Source organism: Halomonas sp. G11, assembly GCF_001663515.1.
Lineage (GTDB): Bacteria > Pseudomonadota > Gammaproteobacteria > Pseudomonadales > Halomonadaceae > Vreelandella.
In genome coordinates, this window is record NZ_LYXG01000025.1 from 1 (window position 1) to 15950 (window position 15950).

The window sequence follows — 15950 nt, forward strand, 5'->3', positions numbered from 1 at the left end:
GGATCCGCCGCTGCCAAAAGCTCACTCGGTTTGGTCGCCATGTTATTCATAGCCGCCGCAGCCCCCACATAAAGTAAGCCCCGCCAATCAAGGAGGCGACCAAGCCCGCCGGTATCTCATACGGGAAAATAATCTGGCGCCCCACCCAGTCCGCCAGCACCATCAATAGCATGCCGATCAACGCCGCTCCCAACAGGTGTTGCCCTGCACGAGAGAAGCCGACCAAGCGCGCCATATGCGGCGCCAGTAGGCCAATAAATGAAAGCGGCCCCACTACCAGGGTGGCACAGGCGGTGAGCAGCGCCACCAGTAGCAGCAACGCCAAACGGGCGCGGTTGAGGGTGACCCCAAGGGCCTTGGCCGTCGCTGCACCTAACGGCATAATATCCAGCCAGCGGGTGAAGGGAAGTGTGATCAGCGCCAGCGCGGCAGCAATGCCCCCGACCACCACGGCGTTGGTGATATCCACGTAGTAAGTGGAACCCGCCAGCCAGGCGATCACCTGCTGGCCGCGAGGGTCACCGCCCGCCAGCATCACGCTGCGCACCGCATCAAACAACGCACTGACCGCCACCCCGGTGAGCAGCAAACGCTCGGGGAGATAACCGCTCTTGCGGTTGATACCTACCAATACCAGTAGCGTCGCGAAAGCCCCCAGGGTGCCAACCCCGATTAGCATTAGGTTGGTCGGCGCGGGCAGCAGAAAAATCCCCAGGATCAGCGCAATGGCACAGCCACCGCTGATACCCAGCACTTCGGGGCTGGCCATAGGGTTGGCGGAAAGACGCTGGAGAATCGTCCCGGCAATCGCCAGCATCAAGCCGCTGGCGGCGGCCGCCATTACTCGCGGCAGACGCCACTGCATGACGTTCCAGTTATCCGGCGACAGCAAATACCAGCCATCAACCCCCTGGCCGACCAGCAGACCAAGCAGGGTGGCGCCCAGTAGCGCGAGGATCAAACCGGTGGCCAGGCGGTAAGGCGCCGGGTGACGGTGGGCGAAAACACCCGCCCCTTTGGGCGGCTGGTCGCCCTGAAGTTTCAGTCGTGGGATCAGCCACATTAACAGCGGCGCTCCCAGGGCTCCGGTAATCGCCCCGGTGGGAATAAAGGCCGCCACCATACCACCGAACTGCTGCAGCAGCAGGTCCGTCGTCGCCAGCAGTACCGCTCCCAACAGGGTCGACCATAACAGCCGTGGGCCCAACCGGCGCGCCCCGGCCATACGCACAATGTTGGGCGCGGCTAAACCAATAAAACCGATGATGCCTACCACGCTGACAATGCTACCGGTAATAAATACGGCCAGCCCCATGCCTGCAAAGCGCAAATAGGTAAGCGAGACCCCCAGGCTCTTGGCGCTGGCGTCGTCAAGTTCCAGCACCGCCAGAGGGCGCAGCAGGAACCAGGCGGCGACACAGCTAATCGCCAGCCGCGGCCAGAGAGTCGCTACGCCGTCCCAACCGTTTTGCGCCAGCGACCCCGCCCCCCAAATCAGCAGACCTGAGAGCGCTTCGTGGTTAAACAGCAGCAACGCGGTGGAGAGAGCCCCCAGATACAAATTGACGACCAAGCCCGCCAGCACCACCACAATCGGTGCCAAACCGCGCCGCCAGGAAAGCAGGAAAACCAACCCCACCGCCAGCGCGCCGCCTAACAAAGCCACCCATTCGCGGCCCGCCACCAGCAAGCCCGGCGCCAGCAAGGTGGCGGCCATCAACGCCAAATTAGCGCCCGATGCCACTCCCAGGGTAGTGGGCGACGCCAAGGGGTTGCGCAGCACCTGCTGCATGAGCACGCCTGCCAGCCCCAAGCCGCCCCCGGCCAGCAGCGCGATCGAGAGGCGCGGCCACCAAGCATAGTGAAGCAGCAGCTCATCAACGTTCTCGAAGGAAGGCGCCACTAATGCCTGTAGCCCTATCGTAATTCCCCCTTGGCCCTGCAGGCCCAGCCAAAATAGCACCGCCATCGGCAGGCTAAGCAACAGGCAGGCTTTCGCGGGCGACATGCCTCTCACCCGATGGGCAACTTGCGAGGCGCTTAGCATAGCGAGCACCCTTTTGTGTTAACCGAACAGCTCGCCAAAAGAGACGTGATAGGCAACAGCACCATTGTCTTAGCCCTAAGTAGTTCTGGAGGTTAATGATTAAATTATTGACAACGATTCTAAATGATAATAATTAACACTACAATTGACTCCTTATATAAATGGAGACACCACCATGGCAGCCAAACCGAGCTATCAGCTGTTCGATATCACCCTGGCGAGGCGCACCCAAGTCAGCGCCTCATTAGTCAGGTTTACTTTCACTGGCCCGGAAGTCAGCCAAATGGCGACCTACGCCCCGGATCAGCGTGTCAAGCTGTTCTTCCCCGAAGGCGGTGGCAGTCTCGACCCGCTGTTTGAGATCGCCAAGCTGGAAGAGCACGACTGGTACGGTGCCTACCGCGCACTGCCGGACGCCCAGCGCCCCTCTGCGCGCACCTACACCATCCGAGCCCTTCGCCCAGAGAAGGCTGAGGTGGACATCGAATTTGTACTCCACGGCGACAATGGCCCCGCGTCGCGCTGGGCAATGCGCGCCCGTCCCGGTGACCGACTCGCCATGACGGCCCCCGACGCCAATGCGGAAGGCCCCAAACTGGGCTTTGAGTGGAAGCCACCCCAGAACGTGCGCCGGATCTTGATCATCGCCGATGAGACCGCCCTCCCCGCGGCGGCCGGCATTTTGGAAACACTCGATGACCTGCCGCTCAAACCCAGGGCCGAAGCGCTGTTCGAAGTGCCCCGCAGCGACGATGTCCAGCCGCTGCCCCAGGCCGCCAAACTGCATTGGTTGGCCCGCGATGCCGACCCCAATTGCCAGCACGGAGAGCTGTTGATGAGAGCGCTGCGCGATATCGATCTGCACATGGAAATTCAAGCACTAGGCGGCACGCCCGCTAACGCTACTACCAGCGCCACGACCAACGACGAGAACGACGATGAGGACGGCCCGCTCTGGGAACCCGCCACCCTGGACGACAGCGCACCCTTCTACGCCTGGATCGCCGCTGAAACCAAGGTCGCCATGAAGCTGCGCCGCTATTTGGTCAACGAGTGCGGGCTACCCAAGCAGTACGTCACCAGCATGGGCTACTGGCGCAAGGACAAAGCCAATGGATAAAGGTGCAGTAAACGGCACAGCGCTCAACAGTGATCACACAAGCAAGCCAGTTCAAGCGACCATTGGCTGGCGAGACAGCCCCAGCCACTACGGACGCATAAGCCGTGCGCTGCACTGGCTGACCGCCGCGCTGGTCACGCTGCAATTTACCGTGTTGCTGGCCTGGCGGGGAATGGGCGAAAACGCTATCACGCTCTTCCTGGCGAGCATCGGGCCTCACGGCTCGTTGGGTTTTATGCTCCTGATCGTAACCCTGACGCGACTTGGCTGGGCATGGGTCAACCGCAAGCAGCGTCCTCCGCAGCCGCCTGGATGGGGTGGTCGCATGGCGCGCCTTGTACATATCACCTTTTATGGGCTGCTGATTGGGCTACCCGCTTTTGCCATTCTGCGTCAGTACGGGCGTGGCGGAGCGCTGCGCTTTTACGGTATGGAGCTAGTGCCCGAAGTCGAACGCGACATCACCTGGATGACCGCCCCCGCCGAGCTCCTTCACGGTCCGCTCGCGTGGCTGCTCTGTGGATTAATTTTCGGCCATATCGCGATGGCGCTGATTCACCGCTTATGGCTTAAAGACCGGGTACTGGCGCGTATGGTGGGGGGAAGTGGCAGGTAAAGGTCTGGATTAGAATTCTTAGGTTATGCAGTTGTAAACGATAGGAGACCTCATGGCTAACCACTACGACACTGGCTATAAAGAACTCTTCAGTTACCCTGAGTTTGTCCAACAGCTCATTGAAGGCTTTACACCCCCAGGCATTGCCGAGCTGATGGATTTCACAACGTTGCAGCTACATAGCGGCAATTACATTACCCCGCTGTTTGAAGAAAAATTTGAAGACTTGGTCTGGTCAGTGCAAGTAAATTGGCAGGGCGCTACCCAAGAAGTCTATCTTTACCTGCTGCTCGAGCTTCAATCCACAATCGATCACACCATGCCGATTCGGCTCATGCACTACGTCGCCTGCTTCTACGATCACTTATTAAAAAATAGCGCCACCACCGCCAGTCAAGGGCTTCCGCCGGTGTTTCCCATCGTGCTGTATAATGGTTCGCGACGCTGGCAGGCCAAACAAGATATTTACGACATGGTGCAGCCCGAGCCTCCTGCTTTCTTACAATCCTACCAGCCACATTTACGCTATTATTTAATCGACGAAGGCGCCTACACTGATGAGGAACTCGCTCAGCGTCATAGTGCTCTAAGCGGTGTATTCGAAATTGAAAAGGCATCACTTGACCACACTTCACTCCAGCTGGCAGTAGATAGGATCGTCAGCATTATCAAGAACGATCCAAATAAGGAGAGAATTGACAAGATCCTGACTCGCTGGCTAAAACGCCACCTGCAGCGGCTGAGTACCAATATCAACCTGGATCAGTTACATAGCTTAGTGGAGGACAGAGATATGTTGGCAGAAAACTTAGAAAACTGGCGCCAAAAAGAACGGCAGGAAGGGCGGCAAGAGGGACGTTTGGAAGAAGCCCGCGATATGGTACGCACACAACTCACCTTTAAATTTGGTGAGATGCCCGAGTGGGTGGAAACGGCGCTTGCACAAGCCGGCCATGATCAGTTGAAGGACTGGATGCGAGAGGTGTTATTCGCCACTAGCCTGGACGATATGTTTAAGCGCTGATAGCCATGAAAAAAGAGCACCCCGACGCAGACGGTGGCTCTAATACTGCCCTCCTTGATCCATCGCAGGGACGAAGCAAATGGAGCACGACCTTTAGCTTGCCTTCACCCAGCCGCGTGAAGAGGAGTGACCTGAGCGCGTGGACGCTGTGACGCTTGCCATAGCTCATACTTGAGCTGCATTTCCAGCCACATTTCGGCGCTGGTACCCAATGCTTGCTCAAGCCTCAATGCCATGTCGGCAGAAATACCGGCATTACCATTCAGAATCCGCGATAGCGCAGTACGCGTCACGCCAAGCTGCTGGGCTGCCTGGGTAACAGAGATATCGCCAATGTACTCGCGCAAAACAGCGCCAGGATGCGCGGGATTATGCATACGATTCATGCAACCTCCTAGTGATAGTCTTGATAATCAACGAGGATGGCATCCTCGCCTTCGAAAGCGAAGGTGAGCCGCCAGTTCCCGTTGACAGTGATAGACCAGTGTCCTTTCAGCTTGTGGGACAATGGATGTAGCCTCCAACCTGGCGCATTCATATCCTCAGGGCCCTTTGCACTGTCCAGCGCGGTTAGCTGGATTTGCAACTTGGTCGCGTGCTTGGCCTGAATACCGGAAGTTGAGCCGGTTTCGAAGAACTTGCGCAGGCCTTTGTGTCGAAAGCTCTTGATCATATGCAAAGTGTATAGCTACGCTACACGATCATCAACTATGTAGCCTCAGCCTTCTTTACACCACCTCCGCACTGGTCGACTGCTCCACCGCCAGAAGCTTACCACTCTCCAACCGCACCAACCGATCCGCGAGGTGGAAATAGCGGTCATCGTGGGTAATGACCAGCACCGCTTTTCCCATGCGTTTTAGCTCGGGCAATACCTCGCAGTAGAACACTTCCTTGAACAACGGATCCTGATCCGCCGCCCACTCGTCAAACAACAAAAAGGGCCGATCCTCAAGGTAGGTAACCACCAGCGCAAGACGCTTACGCTGCCCCTGGGAAAGCGACTGGGTAGTGAAGGCACCGTTCTCAACCCGCACCTTGTGCTGCAGGTGCAACTTGGCCAGCAGACGATTCCCCTCTTCGTCGAGATCTTCCCGCGGCGCTTCCAGCAGGCGCTCGAAAAGATGGAAGTCTGAAAAGACGACAGAGAAGAGCTGCCGGTAAGCATCCCAACCATCTGCCTCGACACGCTCGCCATTGAGCAATACCTCGCCACCCTCCGGCGGGTAAAGTCCCACCACGACTTTGGCCAGCGTGGTTTTACCGCTACCGTTGCCCCCCACCAGAAAGACCACTTCCCCCGGCGTAAAGCTCAGATTGATCGGCCCCAATTCAAAGACGTCATCGCTCTGCTCGTGGTAGTACTGATGGGTGACGTCGCGCAACTCAAGACGTTGAAAATCAAGCGCCTGAGGTGACGCCTGCCGCTCCTGCCCCTGGGGCATCTCGCGGGTGATGTCATCGATGCGGCTAGCGGCAACCCGCGCCATATTGATCCGCGGAATATTGATCAGTAAGCCTTCAAGGGGGGTCACCATATACACAAAGACCAGGGCAAAGCCGGTCATGACCTGGGTTTGGTTAGGCCCATCGCCCGCCAATACAAACAGCACCAGGCCAATGAAGGCGTACATCAGGAACTGCCCCCAACTGGTCGAGATCACGAACAGCGACATGCCATGGGTACGCAGCCGCCGCACGCCTTCAACCGACGCTCCCAGTACCTGATTCATGAACGTGTGGCGCTTGTCCTGATGCAGGCGAAGCTCTTTCGCCCCATCGGTCAGCGCGCGGAAATGCCCAAATAAGCGATCCTGCTCTGAGGACGCACTCTGGAGGTAACGAATAGCGCGTAAGTGCACCAGGTGATAGCCAACAGCGCCCAAGCCAATCACTCCCAGTGCAAACAAGAACACCTGCCATGACAGCATCGCCAGGTAGCCCAAGCACCCCACCACGATGACCGTATTGGTCAATATCACTGGCAAGCTAACGAACAGTACCGCCACATTGTTGCTGTGCTCGGTGAGCGCCGACTGGATCCGCGCACTGCCCACGCGCTCGAACTGAGCAAAGGGGGTCTTGGCCACACACTGGGCGACAAAACTACGCAACTCCGCCAGGGCACGCTGCCCTAACCGCTCAAACAGCGCCGTCGACACCATTCGACAGAGCATTAACGCCACAGCAATACCCGCGAAGGCCCAAGCCGCACTGGCATGGCTGGCGGCATCGCTGGTCAACGCGGCATTAATTTGGGCAATCAGCAGCACGCTGAAAAGCCCCGCGAGAATACTGGCCAGCGCAGCGGCGGTCATCAGCCCGCGGGTTCGACGAATCAGATAGACAAGCACGTTCACCTCGTTGGGAAAGCAATTATAAAGCGACACCTATCCATACAGACGAATCGTCAACCCCAAAAATTAACCAATATTTATGTAAACAAACCTCATTCTCATTCGTCTTTAGATAAGGAAATCAGTAATAACGCCTTTTTGTTGATATTTAATAGGAGCCTAGCGGTGTCCCGTTCTGTCCAGGCACAACCCCAGGTACACGTACCTTCCGAAAGCCACACGGTGGCCTCGCTGCTCTCACGCCCCGAGGGCTACACCTATCAAGTCATTGGTGATACCACCACGCAGTCGCTGATCGTAAAGGGTGATCACGAACGTCTTGAATGGTCATTAGTGGACGATAGCAATACCTTGACGCTGCGCTGGCCGCAGCGCTCAGCGCCACCGTTCCCGGCATTGCTTGCCGCTATCGAGGGGGTTTTTGCCATTCACCCAGGCAGTGTTGCGCTACGCCTTCAGCTACCTAGTGCTTTGCACACCAAGCTGTGTGCCACTGGCGTCGCGGTGAGAGATAGCCACGGAGCGCTGTGGGCCTATGCGGAGCTCTTTTGGCAGTTACCCACGCTTTGGCTTAACCCGACACCCACGCGCCCTTACCCGCAGCAGCCCATCCTGGAGAACGGAAAACGACACCCACGTCGCCCGCCGCGCCCCAGTGGCACGGTGTATCAGCGCCATATTGCCTGGCTGGATGCCACCCTGAGTTTTCGCGTCCTTGACCTGGAACAGGACCTTGAACGCTTCAACCGCTGGATGAACGACCCGGTCGTTGCCCATTTCTGGGAAGAACAGGGGGATTTGGCGCAGCATCGCGAGCGGCTGGAAAGCACGCTCCAGAATCCCAGCGTGGTACCGCTGATCGGCTGTATCGACGGTGAGCCCTTCGGTTATTTCGAGACTTACTGGGCCAAGGAAGACCGCATCGGCGCTTATTACGACGCCGATGATTTTGACCGCGGCTGGCACGTGCTGATCGGCGAAGCCGCTTTTCGCGGGCGGCCCTATGTCGCGGCCTGGCTGCCCTCTATCTCGCACTATTTATTCCTGGACGACTGCCGCACCCAGCGCCTGGTGATCGAGCCCCGCGTGGATAACGCCAAGATGCTGCGCAACCTTGCCCAGTGCGGTTACGCCCATGTGAAGGCGTTCGATTTCCCCCATAAGCGAGCCATGCTCGGCATGCAGCTACGCGAACACTTCTTCAACGAACGCAGCTGGATTCCGCTGCCGCCCCACCCTGGGTCAGCGCCACGACCCGACCCGCGCTTCACCCCATAAATACATCAGCCACGAGGACGCTTATGCATATTCACGACTTGATCGGCATCGGTTTCGGCCCTTCCAATATTGCCCTGGCCATTGCGCTCGACGAACAGCGCCAGGCGGGGAACGCACGGGATGCCTTCTTTATTGAGCGCCAGCCCTGCTTTGCCTGGCACCCGCATATGCTGCTGGACAATGCCCATATGCAGATCTCTTTCCTCAAAGACTTGGTCACGCCCCGCAACCCAGGCAGCCGTTTCAGCTTTCTCAACTATCTTCACAGCAAAGGCCGTCTGCAGGACTTTATCAACCTGCAGACCTTCTTCCCCAGCCGCCACGAGTTCAATGATTACCTAAGCTGGACCGCCAGCCACTTTGAACACCAGTGCGCCTATGGAGAGGATGTGTTTGAAGTGCTGCCCGAAACGGATAACGACGAGGTCGACTACCTCCGCGTTCGCTCCCGGGATGAGAATGGCAAGGTGCAGGAAAGGCTCACCCGTTCACTGGTGATCAGCGTGGGGGGTGCGCCCAATGTGCCTGAATGCTTCGCCGGCCTAAAAGACGACCCGAGGGTCTTCCACTCCAGCCACTACCTCCGGGAGCTTGCAAAGCAAGACGCCCCCAAACGCATCGCGGTGATCGGTGCTGGCCAAAGCGCCGCTGAGATATTCCTGGATCTGCACGGCCGTGAAGGCATTCAGGTGGATTTGATTAGCCGGGCATGGGCCTTTAAGCCCTCGGACGATAGCCCCTTCGTTAACGAGATTTTCAATCCCGAATACACCGACTATGTGTTCAACAACCCCACTGGGCAGCGGGAAGCGTTGCTGCAGGAGTACAAGAGCACCAACTACTCAGCGCCTGACTTGGCGTTGATTCAGGAGATTTACGATGTGTTCTACCAGCAAAAAGTAACCGGCCAGGCCCGCCACCGCTTCCGCCGCCGCCATGAGGTCATTGGCAGCGAAGCAACTAACAAAGGCGTCGAGCTCAATGTGCGTGACCTGGAGACAGGCCATACGGATATCACCCGTTACGACGCCGTGGTGCTCGCCACCGGCTATGTACGCGATACCTATAAACAGTTACTGGCTCCGGTTGAGGACTATCTATCTGACTTTGCCGTCAACCGCCACTATCAGCTTTACACCACGCCTGAGTTCAAACCGGCTATTTTCCTGCAGGGAAGTTGCGAACCCACCCATGGCTTGAGCGACACCTTGTTGTCGATTTTGGCGGCGCGGACAAGTGAAATCTGCGATGCATTAGATCAGACAACCGCCTTGTCTACCTCCTCGCCCTGCTCGCCCTGTAAGCAAGAAGTTCCCGCGCCATAGTGGCCAACCCCGGTGTTCACAAGTGTTGACATCGGGTTACAGCTATTCATAATACAAACAATAACAATTAGTATTTACAAAAATTAATATCAACTCATTGCAAGGAGAACATTCATGCAACATCCCACTTTCCGCAAGCGGTGGCTAACGGCCGCCATTGCTGCAGCTGCTTGCAGCTCTTCGGCGTTTGCTCAGGAAGCAGACCAAGAGTCATCTGACTTGCCTGTGGTCAGGGTAGTCGGAGAGGCAGTCTCTGAGCCTACTACTGAAGATACGGGATCTTACACGTCAAACAGGGTGACCATAGGTAAGCAAGGGCTTACGCTCAAAGAGACGCCTCAATCCGTCAGTGTCATCACCCGCGAGCGCATGAACGACCAGAACATGACGACGCTGGATGACGTCCTGACGCGCACCACAGGCATCACCAAGCGAGACTTTGGCCCCACGGCATCAGTCTACCTCTCGCGCGGCTACGAAATTGACACCATGCTGCTCGACGGCACCCCCATCGACAGCGCGATCGGCGTAACCGACACCATGTTCGATACCGCGGTACTGGACCGCGTGGAAGTCCTACGAGGGCCGGCGGGGCTCATTCAGGGCTCGGGCGAGCCCAGCGGTACTGTCAATCTGGCGCGCAAACGCGCTCAGGAAGAATTCGGCTTTCAGTCGGCACTGTCGTACGGTTCTCACGACGCCTATCGCGGTGAAATCGATGTTACTGGAGCGCTGGATGAGTCCGGTCGGCTTCGCGGTCGCTTTGTCGGTGTTCATGATGATCGGAACCATTTCATTGATCATGTCTATACCGAAAACACCACAGGGTATGGCACCCTAGAATACGACCTCACACCGAGCACCACCGTATCCGTCGGCATCATGGATCAATCCGGCGAGTCCAGGCCCAATTATGGTCTCCCACAACTCGCCAATGGAGAACTGCTGGACATTGATCGCTCCACCTATCATGGCTCGCTGTGGGACGTTAAGGATGAAAGCATTGAGCGCTATTTCGCCGAGCTGGAGCATGAGCTTGATAATGGCGGCAACTTTCGTCTGATCGCTAACCACATTGATCGAGAAACCGATACACAGCAAAGCACCGCTGGCGTCAGTATCCCTACTTCAAACTCGGATGATATCGATATCTGGCAATGGCGCATCGTCAACCCACGCCAAGATCGATTCGTCGATGCCACGCTTTCCACGCCTTTTGAACTGGCAGGAAAGACACACAACCTGATGGTCGGCGCTAGCCATAGGATTACCGAGGAAGAAACCTTATTCGGTTCCGGCGATCCTCAGTTCATTCAACGCAACTTGGCCAATCCCAATCCCAACACACCGAAGCCCACGTTCGACGTCAACCAGACTCGGGATTTGGAGACGCAGGAAACCAGCCTCTACAGTCAACTCAGGCTTTCGGTCCTTGATAACACCACTCTTATTGCAGGCGGCCAAGTCAGTTGGTGGGAGTCCGAAGATCAACTGGATTCAACCAACAACTTCGAGATCGATAGCGAGTTCACTCCCTATGTCGGCTTGATCTATGATATCAACGATCAAGTCTCAACCTATGCCAGCTACACCGAAATTTTCCAGCCGCAGAGCTCGCAGCAGGTTAACGGGGACTTCCTCGACCCCCGCACCGGTCAGCAGGTTGAGCTAGGTCTGAAGGGGGAGCACATGAACGGAGCCTTGAACTGGCATGCCTCGACGTTCAAGATTACCGACAAAAACCGCGGCATCACTGACCTGGATAATCCGGGCTTTTCAGTTGCCGAGGGTGAAGCGGAAAGTGAAGGCTTCGAGCTTGAGGTCACCGGCCGCCTAACGCCTCGCTGGGATATTTCAGCAGGCTATGCCTATACCCAGACAGAACTAGTCAACGACCCAGAACAGGAAGGTAGACCGCTTTCCACCGACACGCCGGAGCATGACCTTAAACTATGGACCCGCTATCGATTCTCCGATAACCCCGATCAAGGTTGGAGAGTGGGCGCTGGCCTCAACTATTCAAGTGAGGTCTTCGCCGAAGCCGGGGATACGCGTTGGGAGCAAGGCGGATACACAACGATCTCCGGCCTGATTGGCTATCGACTCAATCGTAATCTGGACTTCGCCCTGACCGGAGAGAATCTGACGGACAAGAAGTATTTTGAAACTGTCAGAGCTAGAACTCGCAACAACTATTATGGTGAACCACGTAACTTCATGCTAACAATGCGCTACCAGTACTAAGCGTCAAAACCGGTGCAGATGCCTTATCTGTACCGGTTTCCTTCTCTGGGCTGCTCCCGCCCCACACCACTACACAGACTTTGATATGCTTGACGGACGATCAATATCCCCTCGGAATACCATTTCATGGTTTGCACTGGTCATCGCCACTATTTTGACCTCCTTCCCCGTATGGAGTCAGCAGTCCAGGGAAGCAGGAACCGTCGCGACCCTCGACTTCGCCATCGCCGAAACACTCTTCGCGGTCCAAGACCTGCCGGTCGCCATGGGCGGCGTCAGCAACTACCAAAGCTGGACAGAAGACGACTCGCTCCCGCCCCACCTAGTGGACATTGGCTCCAACCCGCAGCCCAATAAGGAATTGCTCTCCACGCTCAACCTCGACACTATTTTGATCCCGCTACAGTATGCGTACCTGAAGGATGATCTTTCAGACATTGCTCCGGTGGCACAGCTCTCGCCCTATAACACATCCCCCTTATTAGGCTGGGAAAAAATGCTCGCCTTCACCGAAGAAATCGGGACACGTACGGAAAGGAAGCGAGAGGTGAACCAGTTAATTGCTGACGCGAAAGATCGCATGAATCGTCTACGCGATACTGCCACAACGCTTCCGCAGCCACTATTGCTAGTGCAGTTCCTCGATACGAGACACGTCAGAATCTACGGACGCAACAGCCTGCCTGGCATCGTTCTCGAGCAACTTGGCCTGCGCAACGCCTGGGACGGTCCATCCAGTCGCTGGGGAATCTCGACCATCGGGATTGGTGAATTATTCAACATGGAGGCTCATTTCGTCGTAGTGGACACTTCCCACCTGCCGAGCAGACGCTCGATTCAGAAGAATGTCATGGCCAGCGAGCTATGGGGTCAACTGCCCAGTGTTAAAGCGGGTAACACCACCCTGCTCGATGCCGACTTCTGGGTTTTCGGTGCAATTCCCTCGGCCATACGTTTCGCTGATTCCTTGGTTAAGGCCTTGGAAGATAAGTAAAACAACTGCACCGTGTTGCATTGGATGTCCTGGATCGTTTGATATCCTTCCCTATCGCTACACTTTTCAGTACCTACCTAGCAGAGCCGCCTGCCCACCATTATGGTAGTCAAAGGAATGCTCCGCCCAACAGGGCGGCGAAGCCCACCCAAATTGAGATGACGACGCCTGCAGCGAAGCGGCTGACAGGGCGATTGGAAGACTTGGCAACAGCCTCTCTATGCTCGTCCAACACCTTGGGTGGGATAAGCCGCACCACTATCAGAATACCAAGCGGTAAAATAATAAGATCATCAAGATAGCCTAACACCGGGATAAAGTCGGGGATCAGATCGATGGGCGAGACCGCATACGCAGCGACGGCCATCGCGAGCGCTCTAGCAAAACATGGTGTGCGTGAATCGCGCGCGGCCAGCCAGACCACATGCACATCTCGCTTGATGATACGCGCCCATTTCTCGACCGATCTGATCATACAATTCCCGTTAAGAAGTGCAACTGAGTGTGGTGTTAAACTAGGACGCCTCAATCACCACACTACCATTTTTCAGTATACCCTTCCTCTGACATCACTAACTCAGAAGTCAGTAAGACAAGAACACTTCAACAATCACAGCATATGCGATTAAAAGGCCAGCAAAAGGGCTTTTTTCAATCTGAACAGGCCACTTTTTCTTCTCTAAGTCTAAGGAGTTCCATTTTTATTTCATCAACCACTTTTTCGTTAGTAATTATTCCTAAGTGATCAGAGTCTATCCATATAGACCTATCCATGGAATCCTCTAGCTTTTCCCTGAGGATTCTTTCTCCTCCAGCGTTGGCTTCAGGAGAGTGTTTTGCCCACCATGCTACCACGCGAGAAGTAACGTAGCTCACATCCTGATGCTCTCTGGCTAGTTGGTGCAACTTCTTTTCGACAGTCACCATTAATTGCCAATCAGAACTCTGATCATCAGTGTTTACACCCAACTCCACATTTTGGCGCTCTTTTCCAGCACCTGGTACATAACTGTCCACAAGACCAATGAATTCTACTTTTTCGCCCTTACCCTCTAAGACTTTACTGACCTCAAGCGCTAACGTTCCACCTAATGACCAACCAAGAAAGTGATACGGGCCATTGGGCTGAAGCTTAATTATTTCATCAGCATAATCATGAGCCATTTGACGAAGTGATATATCCTGCCATTGAGGATCTAACAGTTGTCTACTCTGCACCCCATACACAGCCCACCGAGACGTCAGCCTCTCCGCGATGGGATAGTAGCCAACCACGCTGCCACTTACAGGATGGAAGCAGAACAGCTTCGGGAGATCTTCGGACCTTTCATTGAGGCTCAACAGAGGATTAACATACTTCGAGGGTCGATCGTTCGGCATCTCGGTGGCGACATCGGCGCACTCGACCAGCTCCACCACGGCCTTTTCAAACGCTGCCAGAAATCGCTCTATGCTTGAGGGCCTATATTGTTTGCCGCTATATCCACAAGCTACGATCAACTGCCCACCGGCAACCTGACCATTTACGCTCAGCTTGTAACTCCTGGGAGCAACTGGATCCACTAATGTCCCGATCGAATCATCCACCTTGGTGACCCAGTCATCATTGACGATTCCATCCAGCTTACCCAGATAGTTAAATACCAGCTCAGCAGGGCAGCCATCATCCAGCCGCTCCCTTGCATCGTGTCGAGACATATACTTGAGAATGCTGAAGCCTACGCCGTTGTTCGGTATCCTGCGCATCATGTCACGGGCTCTCTTCAACTTCTCGATCACTCCCGAGCCGCCGGGCAGGATGACAGGGTAGATGCTAGTGAACCATCCGACAGTCTGACTGACGTCAACATCATCAATTAACGATTCCCGCCCATGACCTTCGACATCGATGCGCAGCCGATGGCTCCCTTGCCATTCCTCTATCGCCTCGGACAACGCCGCCAACAGGAACTCATTGATGTACACACCATGGCTTGAGAGGGATTCTCCGAACAGCCGCCGGGTTACGTCAGATGAAATACGGATCCTACAGACCCTTTCGTCCACGCAACTGGAAGCTGCATCATCGAAATCCACGGAGAGTGGCAGGACCTCTTGGTTTATGATGTCCTTCCAGTAGCCTTCCTCCCCCTTCAAGCGGCCGTCGCCCGCCAACTTCTCAAGCATGCAAGCCCAGCGCTTGTAGCTATCGCTTACAGGCACGAGGTTTGGCTCTCGCCCTTTTTCTAGGCTTCTATATGCCCTCACGATATCGTTGACAAGAATCCGCCATGACACCCCATCAACGATGAGGTGATGTGCCGTGATCAGGAAACGTTGCATTCCTTCCTGCAGGTTCACAACCAGGAACCGGATCACCGGCCCTTTCTCGATGTCCAGGCTGGAATGGGCCTCCTCGTACAGGGCGGTCAACTCATTTTCGTTGCTTGCTTTCCTCTCCCACAGGAGATCACGCACGCTATCTTTTTGCCGATAGTACTGACACCAGGCTCCACTTTCGTTCTTGCAAAATCCCAGCCTGATGGCGTCATGACGCTCGAGCATCAGTTCAATGACCTGCTCCAGAATAGGTATGTCGATCTCGTCCTTGAGTCCGAAAAGGAGTGCCTGATTCCATAGAGAGTAGTCATGTATGGGTTGCTCGAAAAAATGGGACTGAATCGGCGTCAGCGGCACCCCCCCGTCTACTTCCTCACTTTCCAATTCCACCGACTGGCAAGGCGACAAGGACTCAGCCATCTCGACCAAGCGAGGATATCGAAAAATATCTTTGGTATTGAGCAACCAGCCCGCTTGGCGAAGCCGTGTTACGAGGGTGAGCGACTGTATTGAGTCCCCCCCCAGTCCGAAGAAATTGTCATGACGCCCGATCTTCTCGATACCCAGCACCTCCGACCAGATCATCGCCAATGCCTCTTCCATCTCGCCCTCAGGGGCCTCATGGC

The 15950-nt window shown here is 55.7% G+C and carries 13 protein-coding genes; 7 read left to right on the forward strand and 6 right to left on the reverse strand.

Annotated features, from left to right (window positions below; genetic code table 11):
• Positions 1 to 46 precede the first annotated feature (46 nt).
• Positions 47 to 2047, reverse strand: a complete 2001-nt coding sequence (fhuB, locus tag ADS46_RS12740) for a Fe(3+)-hydroxamate ABC transporter permease FhuB (protein WP_066320706.1) — start codon at positions 2045 to 2047, stop codon at positions 47 to 49.
• A 175-nt stretch (positions 2048 to 2222) separates the two neighbouring features.
• On the opposite strand from fhuB, the gene ADS46_RS12745 reads away from it, so the two are divergent.
• The 3 genes from ADS46_RS12745 to ADS46_RS12755 are packed head-to-tail and all read left to right on the forward strand — an operon-like array spanning position 2223 to position 4807.
• Complete coding sequence (locus ADS46_RS12745; protein WP_066320707.1) at positions 2223 to 3167, forward strand: siderophore-interacting protein; 945 nt, start codon at positions 2223 to 2225, stop codon at positions 3165 to 3167.
• Positions 3160 to 3783: a cytochrome b gene (locus ADS46_RS12750; protein WP_066320708.1), complete on the forward strand. Its 624-nt coding sequence runs from the start codon at positions 3160 to 3162 to the stop codon at positions 3781 to 3783. Before ADS46_RS12745 ends, ADS46_RS12750 begins: the two co-directional genes overlap by 8 nt.
• A 52-nt stretch (positions 3784 to 3835) precedes the next feature.
• Positions 3836 to 4807 (forward strand): Rpn family recombination-promoting nuclease/putative transposase, encoded by a 972-nt coding sequence (locus ADS46_RS12755; RefSeq protein ID WP_066320710.1) that lies wholly within the window; start codon positions 3836 to 3838, stop codon positions 4805 to 4807.
• Between the two features lie 104 nt (positions 4808 to 4911).
• On the opposite strand, the gene ADS46_RS12760 is transcribed toward ADS46_RS12755, so the two are convergent.
• Genes ADS46_RS12760 through ADS46_RS12770 form a run of 3 tightly spaced genes read right to left on the reverse strand, consistent with a single transcriptional unit; the run spans position 4912 to position 7161 of the window.
• The gene (locus ADS46_RS12760) at positions 4912 to 5193 is read right to left on the reverse strand and encodes a HigA family addiction module antitoxin (protein WP_066320712.1); all 282 of its coding nucleotides are present in this window, start codon (positions 5191 to 5193) and stop codon (positions 4912 to 4914) included.
• A gap of 8 nt (positions 5194 to 5201) precedes the next feature.
• Entirely contained in the window at positions 5202 to 5480 is a 279-nt protein-coding gene (locus tag ADS46_RS12765) for a type II toxin-antitoxin system RelE/ParE family toxin (protein ID WP_066320713.1), read from the reverse strand.
• A 55-nt stretch (positions 5481 to 5535) separates the two neighbouring features.
• Positions 5536 to 7161 (reverse strand): cyclic peptide export ABC transporter, encoded by a 1626-nt coding sequence (locus tag ADS46_RS12770; protein WP_066320714.1) that lies wholly within the window; start codon positions 7159 to 7161, stop codon positions 5536 to 5538.
• Positions 7162 to 7329: 168 nt separating this feature from the next.
• Between ADS46_RS12770 and ADS46_RS12775 the strand changes: the two genes are divergently transcribed.
• The 4 genes from ADS46_RS12775 (at position 7330) to ADS46_RS12790 (ending at position 13005) form a co-directional block, all read left to right on the forward strand.
• Positions 7330 to 8442: a GNAT family N-acetyltransferase gene (locus ADS46_RS12775; protein ID WP_066320715.1), complete on the forward strand. Its 1113-nt coding sequence runs from the start codon at positions 7330 to 7332 to the stop codon at positions 8440 to 8442.
• Positions 8443 to 8465: 23 nt separating this feature from the next.
• Positions 8466 to 9767 (forward strand): lysine N(6)-hydroxylase/L-ornithine N(5)-oxygenase family protein, encoded by a 1302-nt coding sequence (locus tag ADS46_RS12780; protein WP_066320716.1) that lies wholly within the window; start codon positions 8466 to 8468, stop codon positions 9765 to 9767.
• Positions 9768 to 9881: 114 nt separating this feature from the next.
• A complete protein-coding gene (locus ADS46_RS12785) occupies positions 9882 to 12011 on the forward strand; it encodes a TonB-dependent siderophore receptor (protein ID WP_066320718.1) in 2130 nt (709 codons plus the stop codon).
• 85 nt (positions 12012 to 12096) lie between these two features.
• Positions 12097 to 13005, forward strand: a complete 909-nt coding sequence (locus ADS46_RS12790) for an ABC transporter substrate-binding protein (RefSeq protein WP_066320719.1) — start codon at positions 12097 to 12099, stop codon at positions 13003 to 13005.
• A 109-nt stretch (positions 13006 to 13114) separates the two neighbouring features.
• On the opposite strand, the gene ADS46_RS12795 is transcribed toward ADS46_RS12790, so the two are convergent.
• Together ADS46_RS12795 and ADS46_RS12800 are read right to left on the reverse strand one after the other, a co-directional pair.
• Positions 13115 to 13480 carry a YkvA family protein gene (locus ADS46_RS12795; protein ID WP_066320721.1) on the reverse strand — a complete coding sequence of 122 codons (366 nt, stop codon included), beginning with the start codon at positions 13478 to 13480 and terminating at the stop codon, positions 13115 to 13117.
• 176 nt (positions 13481 to 13656) lie between these two features.
• Positions 13657 to 15950: condensation domain-containing protein (locus tag ADS46_RS12800; RefSeq protein ID WP_234346828.1), on the reverse strand; the 2294-nt coding region annotated here is incomplete at its 5' end.